The organism is Trichocoleus sp. FACHB-591, assembly GCF_014695845.1.
Taxonomy (GTDB): Bacteria; Cyanobacteriota; Cyanobacteriia; order FACHB-46; family FACHB-46; genus Trichocoleus.
In genome coordinates this window covers 48,387-62,199 of sequence record NZ_JACJPA010000099.1, presented here as the reverse complement: position 1 = coordinate 62,199, position 13,813 = coordinate 48,387, and the positions used below count along the sequence as shown (strand labels likewise).

10 protein-coding genes are annotated in these 13,813 nt (G+C 48.9%); 8 read left to right on the top strand and 2 right to left on the bottom strand.

Going from position 1 to position 13,813, the window contains the following annotated elements; translation table 11 throughout:
- Positions 1-87 precede the first annotated feature (87 nt).
- From H6F90_RS19595 to H6F90_RS19580, 4 genes are all read left to right on the top strand, one after another.
- Complete coding sequence (locus H6F90_RS19595) at positions 88-825, top strand: DUF2993 domain-containing protein (protein WP_190441809.1); 738 nt, start codon at positions 88-90, stop codon at positions 823-825.
- Positions 826-967: 142 nt separating this feature from the next.
- A complete protein-coding gene (locus tag H6F90_RS19590; RefSeq protein WP_190441811.1) occupies positions 968-1,492 on the top strand; it encodes a DUF2231 domain-containing protein in 525 nt (174 codons plus the stop codon).
- A 395-nt stretch (positions 1,493-1,887) separates the two neighbouring features.
- On the top strand, positions 1,888-3,228 hold the full coding sequence (locus H6F90_RS19585) for an ATP-binding protein (protein WP_190553952.1): 1,341 nt from the start codon (positions 1,888-1,890) through the stop codon (positions 3,226-3,228).
- Between the two features lie 72 nt (positions 3,229-3,300).
- Positions 3,301-4,356, top strand: coding sequence for a chemotaxis protein CheB (locus H6F90_RS19580; protein WP_199296046.1), 1,056 nt, complete (start codon positions 3,301-3,303; stop codon positions 4,354-4,356).
- 34 nt (positions 4,357-4,390) lie between these two features.
- On the opposite strand, the gene H6F90_RS19575 is transcribed toward H6F90_RS19580, so the two are convergent.
- The gene (locus H6F90_RS19575) at positions 4,391-4,972 is read right to left on the bottom strand and encodes a hypothetical protein (protein ID WP_190553951.1); all 582 of its coding nucleotides are present in this window, start codon (positions 4,970-4,972) and stop codon (positions 4,391-4,393) included.
- Positions 4,973-5,147: 175 nt separating this feature from the next.
- On the opposite strand from H6F90_RS19575, the gene H6F90_RS19570 reads away from it, so the two are divergent.
- A complete protein-coding gene (locus tag H6F90_RS19570; protein WP_190553950.1) occupies positions 5,148-7,007 on the top strand; it encodes a CheR family methyltransferase in 1,860 nt (619 codons plus the stop codon).
- Here H6F90_RS19570 and H6F90_RS19565 read toward each other — a convergent pair.
- Positions 6,959-9,601: an MASE1 domain-containing protein gene (locus H6F90_RS19565; protein WP_190553949.1), complete on the bottom strand. Its 2,643-nt coding sequence runs from the start codon at positions 9,599-9,601 to the stop codon at positions 6,959-6,961. The two genes, H6F90_RS19570 and H6F90_RS19565, sit on opposite strands and share 49 nt — an antisense overlap.
- Positions 9,602-9,798: 197 nt before the next feature.
- On the opposite strand from H6F90_RS19565, the gene H6F90_RS19560 reads away from it, so the two are divergent.
- The 3 genes from H6F90_RS19560 to H6F90_RS19550 all read left to right on the top strand — a co-directional run bounded on the left by H6F90_RS19560 (position 9,799) and on the right by H6F90_RS19550 (position 13,510).
- Positions 9,799-9,999: a hypothetical protein gene (locus H6F90_RS19560; protein WP_190553948.1), complete on the top strand. Its 201-nt coding sequence runs from the start codon at positions 9,799-9,801 to the stop codon at positions 9,997-9,999.
- Complete coding sequence (locus H6F90_RS19555; RefSeq protein ID WP_190553947.1) at positions 9,996-10,649, top strand: response regulator transcription factor; 654 nt, start codon at positions 9,996-9,998, stop codon at positions 10,647-10,649. The genes H6F90_RS19560 and H6F90_RS19555 overlap by 4 nt, the downstream gene beginning before the upstream one ends.
- Positions 10,650-10,804: 155 nt before the next feature.
- The gene (locus H6F90_RS19550) at positions 10,805-13,510 is read left to right on the top strand and encodes a response regulator (RefSeq protein ID WP_190553946.1); all 2,706 of its coding nucleotides are present in this window, start codon (positions 10,805-10,807) and stop codon (positions 13,508-13,510) included.
- Positions 13,511-13,813 lie beyond the last annotated feature (303 nt).

Genomic DNA, 13,813 nt, shown 5'->3' with positions numbered 1-13,813 from the left:
CTCTCTGTCGTGGTGTAGATACATGCACCGGAGACAATGGCCTAGAGTGAGGGCGAACAGTCAGAATTTTTTAAAGCAGCACTTAATATGCCAGATCTCGGAGAACAAGCCATCAGTAAGGTGGCAGAAGTAGGAATTTCTAGCCAGCTTGATGAAGTAGAAGAGATTAACGTGGATATCCGCACTGACCCCCTGAAGATGATGCAGGGGCAGGTGGATTCAGTGGCGATCGACGGCAAAGGGATGGTAATGCAGGAAGATCTGCGCATGGAAGAAATGCAGATCACCACTGGTAGCATTTCTATCAATCCTTTGAGTGCCGCTTTTGGCAAAATTGAACTACAGCGACCGACGGAAGCAGATGTTCATGTCGTTCTCACCGCAGAAGACATGAACCGCGCTTTTAACTCAGACTTTATTCGAGAGAAGCTGCAAAACTTGCCCGTGACCATTGATGGTCAGCAAACGACCGTAAATGCTGAGCAAGTAGGATTTTGCATGCCGAGTGCTGGTAAATTTGCCATCAGTGCCAACGTGAAAGTAGCAAGCTCTGGTGAGAGCAAGCAAGTTGCTTTTACGGCCACTCCTAAGGTTGCGGATGGAGGCCAACGAATTGCTCTGGAAGATGTGGAGTACTCGGAAGGGGAAGGTTTATCTCCAGAACTCACGACTGCCTTGTTAGAGCAAGCAACCTCTTTATTAGATTTACGCAATTTTGCGTTAGAAGGCATGTCCCTGCGGTTAAAGCAGCTGAATGTGCAAGAGGGCCGCTTAACGCTAGAAGCCAATGCTCTTGTAGAGCAGTTTCCCTCCGGAGAGAGTTAAATAACTGAACTTGGCTAGACATCACATCGTCTTCACTTTGGAGTCATGGGATGTTTAGCTGTTTTTACTAGTTGGATTATGTCTAAATTGTAAAAACAGTGAGATTTGAGTTATTAGTAGTTGAAACCTAAGGAGACCAATTATGGTACAGACCCCCAATATTCCACCTATTATTGAAAGCGAAGAAAGCGACTATCGTGATAATGGCATCGTTAGTACTGTGGCGATCGCGGGCCATCCTTTGCATCCATTAATCGTAACTTTTCCGATCGCAGTCTTGGTTTTAGCCGCAGGCACAGATTTTGCCTACTGGCTGACCCAGGATGCTTTTTGGGCGAGAGCTTCTTTTTGGTTATTAGCCGTTGGTTTAGTCTCAGGTGTGGTAGCTGCAATCACTGGGATGCTGGACTTCCTGAAGATCGAGCGCGTTCGCAAGCGCACAGCAGGTTGGGCGCATATGTCTTTGAATGTGGCAGTGCTGTTACTCTCGATCGCTAACTTTGCATTGCGCTGGGGCAATACCACAGGTGCAATTTTACCAACGGGGATCATTATTTCAACAATTGTTGCAACGCTCTTAGGTCTTTCTGGTTGGTATGGAGCTGAACTCGTTTACCGCCACAAAATTGCTGTCATTGGTTATACTGATAGACAAAGCAGCACTTAGGATTGATTGGAGCTTTTTAAGAACCTTAAAATTTTCGTGGTAGGTAATATCGTAAGACAAGGGATAGGTTTTTACCTGTCCCTTTTTTGTGTTTTCTAATCATGTTTTACGTGGCTTTTCAGGTTATCTTTAAATGTTTTGCAAAGGAAATTTGAGATAATCGCTTCTATTTCCAACGATTTGAAAGTCTCTGCTTTAAGACTGAAAATCAAATTTCGGGATCTCATTATGATTGGGTGTATTAAATAATTTAGAAGCTAGTTGGCGTATTGCTTGATTAATCCTTGTGGCTTCAGTAAACTACATGGCACTTGGATTAAGTATTTTTCTCTACTGGCCACTAGTTTTTTAAGCTCAACTCTCTTTAAACAAACCCATTTTTTACCAAGAATCACATGAATGCCAAGTGCAACGAGAGCATGTTGGCTCAGCGACTTGAAGTAGTAACCCAACACGCTGAGAAACTAGTTGATAAGGCTCAGAACCTACTCGAGCAGCATCCAGAGATCCTGATCGAGTGTTTAACAGAGCTCCAACTGGCTCTAGAAGAACTGCGCGTGGCCGAGGAGGAGTTGTGCCAGCAAAATGAAGAACTTCAGATAGCTCGGGCAGTCATAGAAATTGAGCGGCAACGCTATCTAGACCTGTTTGAGTCTGCGCCCGATGGCTACTTGGTGACTGATCTCTATGGAGTTGTGCAAGAAGCCAATCAAGCCGCAGCTCGCCTACTCAATATTGACCCGATGTATCTGGTTGGTAAGCCGATTGCAAGTTTTGTCCCAGAAGAGGCTCGGCGTGGGTTTCGCTCTGTGGTTAATCAGCTACCCCAAATTAGCCGGGTGCAGGAGTGGGAAGTACAGTTGCAGGGCTGGAGGGCCGATCGCTTTGATGCAGCCTTGACCGTGGAAGCAGCTCGTTGCCCCTCTGATGGCAAAGCGATCGCCCTACGGTGGCTGGTGCGAGACATTACCAGCCGCAAGCAAGCTGAAGCAAAAATTCAGCAGTTACAAATGCAAAATCTCCACCTCGTCGAGGCCGATCGCCTAAAATCGCAGTTTATGGCGACGATGTCTCACGAACTCCGCACTCCGATGAATGCGATTCTGGGGTTTTCCGATTTGCTCTTGCGTCAGTTTGACCCAGGGCAACAGCGACAGCAACGAGCCATGCTGGAATGCATTTTTAGAAATGGCAAACATCTGTTGGACATGATTGAGGAAATCTTGGACTTCTCCAAGCTCGAAGAAAACCATTTAACACTCAAGCTAGAAGTCCTGGATTTAGCTCAACTTGTACAGGCTATCGCAGCAGAAATGTCTGCCCTGGCGGAGGAAAAGCATCTGAAGTTCAAAGTGCATGTGGCCCAACCCAATATTGCGATCGTCAACGACTCAGGCCGACTGCGGCAGATTTTGATCAATTTGGTTTCCAACGCAATTAAGTTTACTGACAGCGGCAGCGTCTATTTAGAAGTGCACGAGTTGTCGAGAGAGCAAATCGTGATTACCGTCAGTGATACGGGCATGGGTATTGATCCCGTCAACCAGGCGCATATTTTTGAAGCTTTTCGCCAACTAGATCAGTCGATCGCTCGACGACATAACGGCACAGGTTTGGGCCTCTCGATTACCAATGCTCTAGTGCAACTAATGCAAGGCCAAATTACAGTCGAGAGTCAGATCGGGCGAGGCTCAACCTTTCGTGTAGAACTGCCGCGCCGCCTCAGCCTAGGCTAAAGCTGCCTGTAGGGGGACGAGCTTCTAGATATATTTTGATACTTTCGAAGTACCCCCTCATTTCAACTTACTTTGACTCAGGCTGCTAACCACAATGCTGATAGTAGTAAAGATCTAGATGTACCGTTTGCGATTGTGATCGGTGCCTCGGCAGGCGGGGTGGAAGCGCTTGTGCGACTGGTCAAAAAACTACCTGCAAATCTCTCAGCGGCAGTTTTTATAGTAGTGCACTTCCCGCCTTACGGTAAGAGCGTCTTACCCCAAATTCTCAACCGTTCTGGATCTTTGCTGGCTAAACATGCCGAAGATGGAGATGGCATTTTGCCAGGGCACATTTACATTGCGCCCCCAGGCTACCATTTGCTACTCAGGCAAAATTCTATGTTTCTGAGTCATGGCCCCCGTGAGAACGGCCACCGACCTGCCATTGATCTGTTATTTCGTTCAGCCGCTAGAGCTTACCAATCGCGTGCCATTGGCGTAGTGCTATCTGGAGCTTTGGACGATGGCACCGTAGGTTTGGAGCTGATTAAATCCAAAGGTGGCATTGCGATCGCTCAAGACCCAAATGAAGCCGTATTCGATAGCATGCCTCGCAGTGCGATCGCGAATGTAGAGATAGATTATGTGTTGCCTGCTACCGACATCGCCTTCATTTTAACTAAGTTAGTGTCTAGCCCTCTGACAGAGAAACCTATGCCCCCTGATGAAACTCAGATCGAACAAGAAGCGGAGGTGGTTGCCGCAGATAAAGCTGCTTCAGAGCAGGGTGAGAATTCTAACAGAGCTTCGGCTGTCACTTGCCCGGAGTGTGGAGGTGTGCTTTGGGAAATCCGCAACGATAATTTGGTGCGCTTCCGCTGCCACGTGGGGCATGCTTACTCCCTGGATAGCTTAATCTCAGAGCAAGCCGATATGGTAGAGCAAGCTCTCTGGGCCGCAGTTCGAGCCTTAGAAGAAAAAGCAGCCTTGGCGCGGCGGATGTCCTCTCATGCTCGCCAACAAAATTATGCTCACACCGAAAATCAGTTTCAGGAGCGGGCCCATGAGGCTGAGAAAAGCGCTAATTTGTTGCGTCAAATTTTATTTCAAAGCTCCAGAAATTCAGAAGCCAACCAAGCCAGCTAAACGATAACCCGCTAGCTCGGCCCTCTTTCCTGCTTCATCCCTCCTGCTTTATCCTGTCTCTTTCCCTAATTCCCCCTCCTGCTTCCTCGCCATACAAACTCAGCGTCTGCTGCATCTCTCCCCAGATCTGCTCCTGCTCTTGCATGGCTTGTCGCACCTTTTCTTCTGCTTGGTAGGCTGTTTCCGCAGCTTGTCTCGCTGCTTCTGCTGCTTCGCGTGCAACTTCGGCAGCTTGCCTCGCCTGTTCAGATGTTTTTCGTAAAGCCTCGGTCATTTGCCTTAGCTCTTCAGCCGTCTGCCGCAGTTCTTCATTAGTTTTCCGAGCCAATTCTGCCTCTTGGCGTAAGGCTTCTCGGGCTTGCCTAACCACCTCTGCTTGATTGCGCCACTCTTCTACAGTCAATCGGTTGGTCTCATTCGCTTCGCGCTGTTGTTCTTGAGACTGCCGCAGTTCTTCATTAATCTGTCGCTGGTCTTCGGCAGTGTCTTGCGGGCCAGTTTGGGCTCGCCATCCCTGCTCTGTGCCAGCGGGCCATCCTGCTGCCAAGGAGTCTGCGCTGGTTGGCTCTTGTTGCATTGCGATCGCTGCTCCTCGCTGGGTGAGATCTCGCTCCACTGCTTGAGTTGCTTAGCAGGACTTCGGCACTATCTGTCAAGATTAGAAGCAGTAGGCTCAGCAGTAACAGTTAACTTGCAGACTTCGGTCTTACTTCCTCTATGATGCTGTGAGCCATGCCAACTCAAAAAATTTGCCCTCAACAGCATTTTTCTTCGTGCTTCCATCTTAAGCCATGAACTATTCCAGCGAAAATTCGGGGTTTGAAGCGTTACTACAGTACATAAAGCAGAGCCGAGCCTTCGACTTTACAGGTTATAAACGCTCCAGCTTAATGCGCCGAGTGAATAAGCGGATGCAAACGGTGGGCATTAAGAAGTACGACGATTATCTGGATTATTTGGAAGTCCATCCAGATGAATTTAATTCGCTTTTTAATACGCTGTTGATCAACGTCACCTCATTCTTTCGCGATCGCCCGACTTGGGACTATATCGGCAGCACCATTATCCCTCGCATCCTGGCTGACAAAAAATCTGGCGACCCGATTCGGATTTGGAGCGCTGCTTGTGCCTCAGGTCAAGAAGCTTATACGATCGCGATCGTCATGGCCCAACTGATTGGGATGGAGCAATTTCGGGAGCGGGTAAAGATTTACGCCACCGATGTCGATGAGGAAGCGCTGAGCCAAGCTCGCCAAGCGATGTATCCAAAACGAGATTTAGAGGGCTTATCTCCAGAAGAGATCGAGCTGTTTTTTGAACCTGTGGGCAACTTTTACAGTTTTCGGAAAGAATTACGGCGATCGGTCATTTTTGGCCGCCACGATTTAACCCAGGACGCTCCCATTTCTCGAGTTGATTTACTCATCTGCCGCAACGCCTTGATGTATTTCAATGCCGACACGCAGGCTAAAATTATTACTCGCTTTCACTTCGCCCTCCGAGATCACGCATTTTTGTGTTTGGGCAAAGCAGAAATGCTCCTTACCTATGCCAATACCTTCGCCCCAGTCGAACTGAAACGCCGGATCTTTACAAAAGTACCCAGATTAAATTCACGCGATCAGCTCCTGCCCATGAAAACAGGAAATAGTAGTACGAGTAGTGAGCCTGACAATAGCTATCACATTCAAAACGTCGCTTTCGATCGCGGTCCCCTAGCTTCTTTAGTCGTGAATGCTGAAGGTTTATTAACCTTGGTAAATGAACAAGCGCGGGTGCTATTTAACCTCACAACTCGTGATATTGGTCGGCCTTTACAAGACCTAGAAGTCTCTTACCGTCCCCTTGAGTTACGATCTTGTATCAACCAAGTTTATAGTGAGCGCCGCCCCTTCAGCTTCAGAGACGTAGAATGGTTGGCTGCTCAAGGAGAAAAGGTATTTCTAGATGTCCGAATAGAACCTCTGCTAGATCAAGAAACCTACATCTTGGGCGTTAGCATTACCTTCACAGATGTCTCCCGCTACAAACGACTGCAAGGGGAGCTAGAGCATTCCAACCAAGAGTTAGAGACGGCCTATGAAGAGCTGCAATGTGCTAATGAAGAGCTAGAAACGACCAACGAGGAATTGCAATCCAGCAACGAAGAATTGGAAACGACCAACGAGGAACTGCAAGCCACCAACGAAGAGTTGGAGACCATGAATGAAGAGTTGCAGGCCACCAACGAAGAACTCTATACCGTCAATGACGAACTGCACCGCCGCGGCGATGAGCTGAATCAGGCAAATGCTTTTTTAGAATCTATTTTGAGCAGCTTGAAGGGCGGTGTGGTGGTGGTAGACCGAGACTTACATATTCAAATTTGGAACTATAGATCTGAGGACTTGTGGGGGTTACGCACTGGAGAAGCCTTGGGCCAAAACTTTTTGAATCTAGATATTGGTCTGCCTGTGGAGCAATTGAGACAATCAATGCGGGCTTGTCTCACAGCTGACACGACTAGCGCTACTGAAATCACGCTGGATGCCATCAATCGTCGTGGCAGACAGATTAAATGTCATGTGAGTTGCGCCCCTTTATTGGGTATCACGAGCCAAGTTCAAGGCGTGATTTTGCTAATGGAAGACCGCAGCGAAGGAGAGTTGTAAACGGTTTCAGCCGTCAAACCTGCTAAGGCTGGCTTCGTCAGCGGTAAGACAAACCAGAACTTAGCACCTGTGCCAGGCACACTCTCCACCCCAACTCGGCCTCCATGAGCCGTAATAATTTGCCGACAGAGATAAAGTCCCAAACCGATTCCGGTTAAATGAGGATTGTCTAACCCCCGGACATAGAGCTTAAAGAGGCGATCGCAAACCTCTGGTCCCATGCCCACGCCGTTGTCCTCAACACTACAACGAATTTGTTGGTCTTCTACCGTCGCCTTCAAGGTCAACTGCAAGCCAGGAGCATTGTGCTTTAGCGCATTAGTGATCAGGTTTTTGAAGACTTGCTCCAATTGTTGTGGGTCAGCAATCAGTGGCGGCAAATTGGCTGGCAAGAGATTGCAAACGGTTGCTTGGTTTCGCACCAACAACGGCTCCAAGTCTTCTAAAATGCCTTGCACCAAACCATCTAAGCGCACCGCCTCGTAGGATAAAGCCATTGGTTGACTTTCACTCGTTTGGTCTTCCAGTAAGGAGTTGATCAAATTCAATTGGCGTTCGTTGCTTTGCACCATGCGATCCACCATCGATCGCATCACTGGCACTGAGTCGCCTGGCTTGTTCTGCAAGTTCTTTAAGATCAACGACATGCCCATAATCGAAGTGCGGACATCGTGAGAGAAAGCATGCAAGAAAATATCCTTAAAGTGGTTTAAGTCTTGTAGCTCCTGCATTTTTTGTTGCAGTTGGGCGGTGCGCTCTTCGACTTGCGACTCTAAGTTGGTGTTGAGCGCTTGTACTTGTTGGTAAAGCTGACCTTGCTGGATGGCGATCGCCACCTGAATCGCCAGTTGTTCTAACAAGTTGACTTCAAAGGGTTGCCACTGGCGAGAATGCTCGCACTGATTCGCCACCAACACCCACACTTCATCACCCAAAATAATCGGCACACCCAAGCTCGCCTTGACTTGATATTGCTGGTAAAAGGCAGCAATTTTTGGCGTTGACTGGCTCAGAGCTACATCGTTGACCACACGGCTACAGCCTGAGGCAAACAAAGCTCGGAATTCTTGCACGCCTTCCTCGTCATATTCCAAACACATCACCGAAGGCCAAGCCTCAGACACCGATTCCGCCAAAACATAGCCCTGCGCCTGATTGTCCAGATGACCAATATAAACGCGGTCTGCCTGAAGAAACTGCCGTACCTCTGTAACGGTGGTGTTGAGCACCTGATCTAGCTCAAGCGATCGCCTAATTTTGAGGGCAATTTCCGTCAGTAACTGAGTACTGCGGAGGGCTTCATGGACCTGCTCCGAAGCCGCTTGCAGTTGAATTTCTGTTTGTTTGCGCTCGGTAATGTCTTGGACCGTTCCCGTGACACTGTGGTCCGAAAAGGCGAGTTTCTCACACACCAAGCGCTCTGTGCCATCGGGGTACAAAATTCGATAGTCAATTCGGCAGGGTTGGCGCTCCACCATTGCTTGTGCTAAGGCTTGCTCAACGCGATCGCGATCGTCAGGATGGATTGCTTGTAGCGCCTGCTCCGGATCGGGAGGAAAGGTTTTGGGCACAAACCCCAGAATGCGATATAGCTCGTCGGACCACCGTAGTTGCTGCTGGCCCCAATCTAAGTCCCAGTTACCGAGTTGAGCAATCCGCTGGGCATTGGCTAAGCTGGCTTCACTTTTCTGCAACAGCTCAGCGGTGGTTTGGCGCTCGCCCACAGCCCCAGCCAAAACCAAAGCGGTAGTCGTCACCACTCCCATAAAAGCTTGCAAAAACAGCACGGCTTGAGTCAGGTGCTCGGCCTTAGCGAAGAAAGGCCCATGCCCGTGAAACGCCTCAAAAATTGCAATGCCAGAGACCACCAAGCTAGCTAATACTGCCCCCGACGGCCCAAAGCGCAGCGCCCCCCATACCACTAGAGGAAACGGTAAATATTCCAGCGGATAATGGGCGATCGCTGCTTGGGGCTCGGAGCCAAAAACAACCCAACTCACGATACACAAGAGACTTAACCAGACTGCTCCCTCAACCCGCTGCCCAGGCTTCTGAAACAAAGCTGGCCACTGGCGACAAATCAGCAATGCGGGTGTAGCGACCAAAATGCCCATACAGTCGCCCAGCCAGAGCGTCCACCCGTTTTCCCAGGCTTGACTCCACTGCATCCAGCCCAGCGAACCCTCAATCAGGGTACTCCAAGTCGCATTAATCAGTGGGGCACACAGCGCAGCAACAATTAAGCCCCAGACATCCTGCAAACGGTCTAAGCTAGGCCGAAATCCTAAACGCCGCAGTGCGATCGCCGCTACCACTGCTTCTGCCACACTGCCCCAAGACGAAACAAAAGAATGACCCGCAGAGCCGCCCAAGGACTGCACCAGCAAGAAATCCCCTAGAATCACGCCTGGCCATAGCCATGATCCCCGTAATAAAAACGCAGCTAAGGCAATGCCTGCGGGAGGCCAGAGCGGTGTTGCATTGGCATTCAGCCCGATCATAGAAATCGAGATTTTAGCCGTGGCAAAGTATGCGATCGCCAATAGAGCGACCGAACACAAATATTGCAGAACTTGAGGACGCTTTAAGCGCATAGGTGCCAGCCGAAAAGCAAAGATAACGGGCAGGAGGTTTGTATCGTCTAACTACGCTCTAAGCCAGGAACTCAGGGCCACACCAAGTGAGAAGGCGGATAGAAGCAAATGCAGTGCTATCCCACCTCTGGCCGAGTAGCCAGTCACTTCCTCTCTAGATTGACCCACTTACGAGCAATTTCACTTCCTCCAGTAGGATGAGCCAACCCGAATCACCAAAACGGGTGTTGTACGTCCGGCGATCGCCCTCCATTGTTTGTAAAGATTATGCTATGGGTCGCATCCTTTTATGGATGAGTCAGCTTGAAGCTGATTTAATCGATTTATTCAACCACATCACCCTGTCAGTCACACTACCCGACACTGTGATTTTTTTGTTTGTCCTTAAATCTTTATGAATGTGTCCTCCAATTCTGCTCCCTTACGAATCCTGCTTGTCGAAGACGATCCCATGATGCAGTTGGGGTTGGAGCAAGCCTTGGCTGACTACCCCGAATTTGCAGTCGTGGGTCAAGCGGATGATGGTTACCTGGGCGTGGAAGCGGCAATCCGACTCAAGCCAGACTTAGTGGTCATGGATATTGGATTGCCTCGATTAGATGGCATTGCCGCAACTCAACAAATTAAAGCAGCCTTACCAGAAGTCCGGGTGGTGGTGCTGACCTCCCACACCACTGAAACTGAAATTGTGGCAGCCCTCTCTAGTGGAGCCGATGCCTATTGTATTAAAGGCTCTAGCGTCGATCGCCTGCTGACCGCGATTAAAGCCGCCCAAGAAGGAGCTACTTACCTAGACCCGCAAATTGCCCGTCGAGTCATTGAGCATCTCAAGCCTCCTGTCTCATCAAGCCACTTGGGGCAATTGTCGCAACGAGAACTAGACGTACTGCGGCTGATGGTAGACGGGAAAACGAATCCCGAAATTGCTGAAGCTCTGTACCTCAGTCCTAACACGATCAAAACTCACATTCGCGGCATCATGAATAAGCTGGCAGTAGACGATCGCGTGCAAGCTGCGGTAGTTGCCCTGCGCTCTGGCTTGGTCTAGCCCCTTTATCATCTTTTTAAGCTTCAAATGCCTGCTACAAGCAAACAACATGTTCCGGAATGGGAACTTTGAGAAAAAGCGCACAGAATAGTTATAGATGGCTGTTCTCACACAATTAATGCGCGGCTCAGTGGCAGGAGATTAGAAGCAATCGCATGGCTGGCACTCATAACTTTGGCTTAGTGGCACTTTCAGTCGCGATCGCTGCCGTGTCGGCCACCCTATGGCTGACAGTACAGGCAAAAAAGCCATTCTCATCTCTAAGACAAAAGCTAACTATAGCTTTACTCAACTGGCTTGCTGACTCGTCTTCTAGCCATTTAGGGATACAGCAGCAAGCCCTACCAGCAATTGAACTACAGCCAGCGGCAACAGCCCTCAAGATCAACCAAGGCTTTCTAGACCAAATCTTCCACCGAGCTGCTGATCCGATTTTTGTCAAAGATCAACAGCATCGTTGGATCCTCGTCAACGACGCCTTTTGCCAAATCATGGGCTATCCCCGTGAGGGCTTGCTTGGCAAATCCGACTATGACTTTTTGACTCAAGCAGAAGCAGGGCGGATTTGGGATGATGACAACTTAGTGTTGACCACAGGGCTAGAACACGAAACTGAAGAAACCTTAACCGACCGCGCTGGAATCGTCCGAACTCTATTAACGAAAAAAATTTCCTTTACCGATGCTGCGGGCAATCCAGCCTTGCTCGGCATCATGCGAGATATCACTGAGCGCAAACAGATGGAGTTAGCACTGCAACAAACCGTCGAGCGGGAGCAGGCTGGTGCTAGAGTGATTCAGCGCATGCGCCAAACGTTGGATTTGGCTAACATCTTTAATGCCACGACCCAAGAGCTACGACAGGTAGTCAACTGCGATCGCACCCTTGTCTACCGCTTTAAACCGGACTGGAGCGGAGAACTTGTTTCTGAATCGGTTGCTGCGGGATGGCGGACTCTATTACTGGCTCAAACCTTCGAGCCCGAACTCACGAAGGCCGCAGTGATTAACCCTAACTGCCATGCCAGAGACCTCGGCAACGACACTAGCCTCATTCAGGACAGCTACTTACAGTCCAGCCAAGGCGGCGTTTATCGCCGGGGTACTAGTCATCTTGCGGTTTCAGATGTTTACACAGCTGGGTTTGACACCTGCTATCTCGACCTACTGGAGAGCTTTCAAGCTCGCGCCTACGTGATTGTGCCAATTTTTTGCCATAGCCAGCTCTGGGGTTTACTCGCAGCCTATCAAAACTCAGGCCCAAGGCATTGGGAAACCGCTGAAATCCAAATGGTAGTCCAGATTGGGATTCAACTAGGAGTGGCAATTCAGCAAGCCGAACTCCTAGCCCAAACTCAGCAACAGTCAAAAGAATTGCAGGCGGCGAAAGAAGCAGCAGATAAAGCGAACCAGGCTAAAAGTGACTTTCTCGCCAACATGAGCCATGAGCTACGCACTCCTCTCAATGCCATTCTCGGTTTCGCGCAATTGATGCATCATGCCAAGGGGATCACTTCTGAGTACCAACAATACTTAGACATCATTAGTCGGAGTGGTGAACATCTCCTGGAATTGATCAATGACATCTTAGAGATGGCAAAAATTGAAGCGGGTCGGAGTACGCTTCACGAAACTAGCTTCGATCTACACCGCTTGCTCGACAACTTGACGGAAATGCTTCAGTTGAAGGCGCGATCCAAAGGATTGCAGCTTACTTGTATCCGTACCACAGATGTCCCCCAACTGGTTAAAACTGATGCTAGTAAATTACGCCAAGTCCTGATCAACTTGCTGGGGAATGCGATCAAGTTTACCGATCGCGGCCAAGTCACCCTCCGAGTCAGTCTGGATCAGAGCCACCTCACCACAGATTTCACTTCTCAATTGACCGACTCTAAATCGCCCAGTAAGACTCGGCTCATTTTTGAGGTAGAGGATACGGGGCCTGGGATCGCCCCCGATGAGCTTAATCAACTGTTTGAAGCATTTTGCCAAACAGCAGCAGGCTTAAAAATTGCTGGTGGTACTGGTTTGGGTTTGCCGATCAGTCAAAAGTTTGTGCAGCTCATGGAAGGTGAGATCACGGTCAAAAGTCAGCTAAGCCGTGGCAGTCTCTTCCACTTTGATATTCAAGTAGAAGCAGAGAATAGCCCGCCGATGGAAATAGAATCCTCGGTTAGGCAGCAAATCAGTGGCTTAGCTTTGGGGCAACCCCTCTATCGGATTTTGGTTGTGGAAGATAGCTCCACCAATCGATTTTTGCTTGTGCGGCTCCTCAGTCAAGTGGGGTTTGCGGTTGAAGCGGTAGAAAATGGTCAGGAGGCGCTAGCAGTCTGGCAACATTGGCAGCCCCATCTCATTTTTATGGATATGCAAATGCCAGTGATGGATGGTTATGAGGCGACCAAACAAATTAAACAGTCGCTGTCGGGACCCAAAACCGTTGTGGTGGCTCTGACTGCCAGTGCTTTTGAGGAGCAACGCCAAGATGTTTTCTTAGCAGGCTGTGATGATTTCGTTCGCAAACCTTTCCGCAAAGAAGCACTCCTCGCAACCATTAGCCAGCATTTAGGCGTGCAGTATCTCTACGAAGAACTACCAGCGCTGGTAAACAATAGTGCTGCCAAAGCGGCGCAAATTGCTACACAGAAGGTTGATGTTAGCCAACAACTTGCCGCCATGCCGACAAATTGGGTGGCTCAATTGCATTATGCTGCTTCTCAATGCAGCGATCGCTTGATTACTGAACTCCTACAAGAAATTCCGACTGAATTTACCGCCCTAGCACTGACCCTGACTGAATTATCTGAAAATTTTCGATTTGACCAAATTACCACCCTGACTCAGTCACAAGAGCAGTAGTACTTCATCAAATCAGGTTTGTGGGGTTGGGTTGCACAATCCGCCCAACCCACACAAATTTCATGTTGGAATACTACTATAGGAGGAATGGAATATCCGCAACAAGACTGTCTAGAAAAAGGCTGTGAGTCAATCTGAGCCTAGCGATCGCCCAATTTCTACCCTTGGCTCAGTTCTGAATTAGATTAGCTTTGGGCATACTAAAAAATAATTCAATTTTTTTTGAACTTAATTGTATTAATCGAAAAATCAAAAAGTAATCGCAAGTTAATGAACTTAGTATGATCACAACCTTTAAATTTG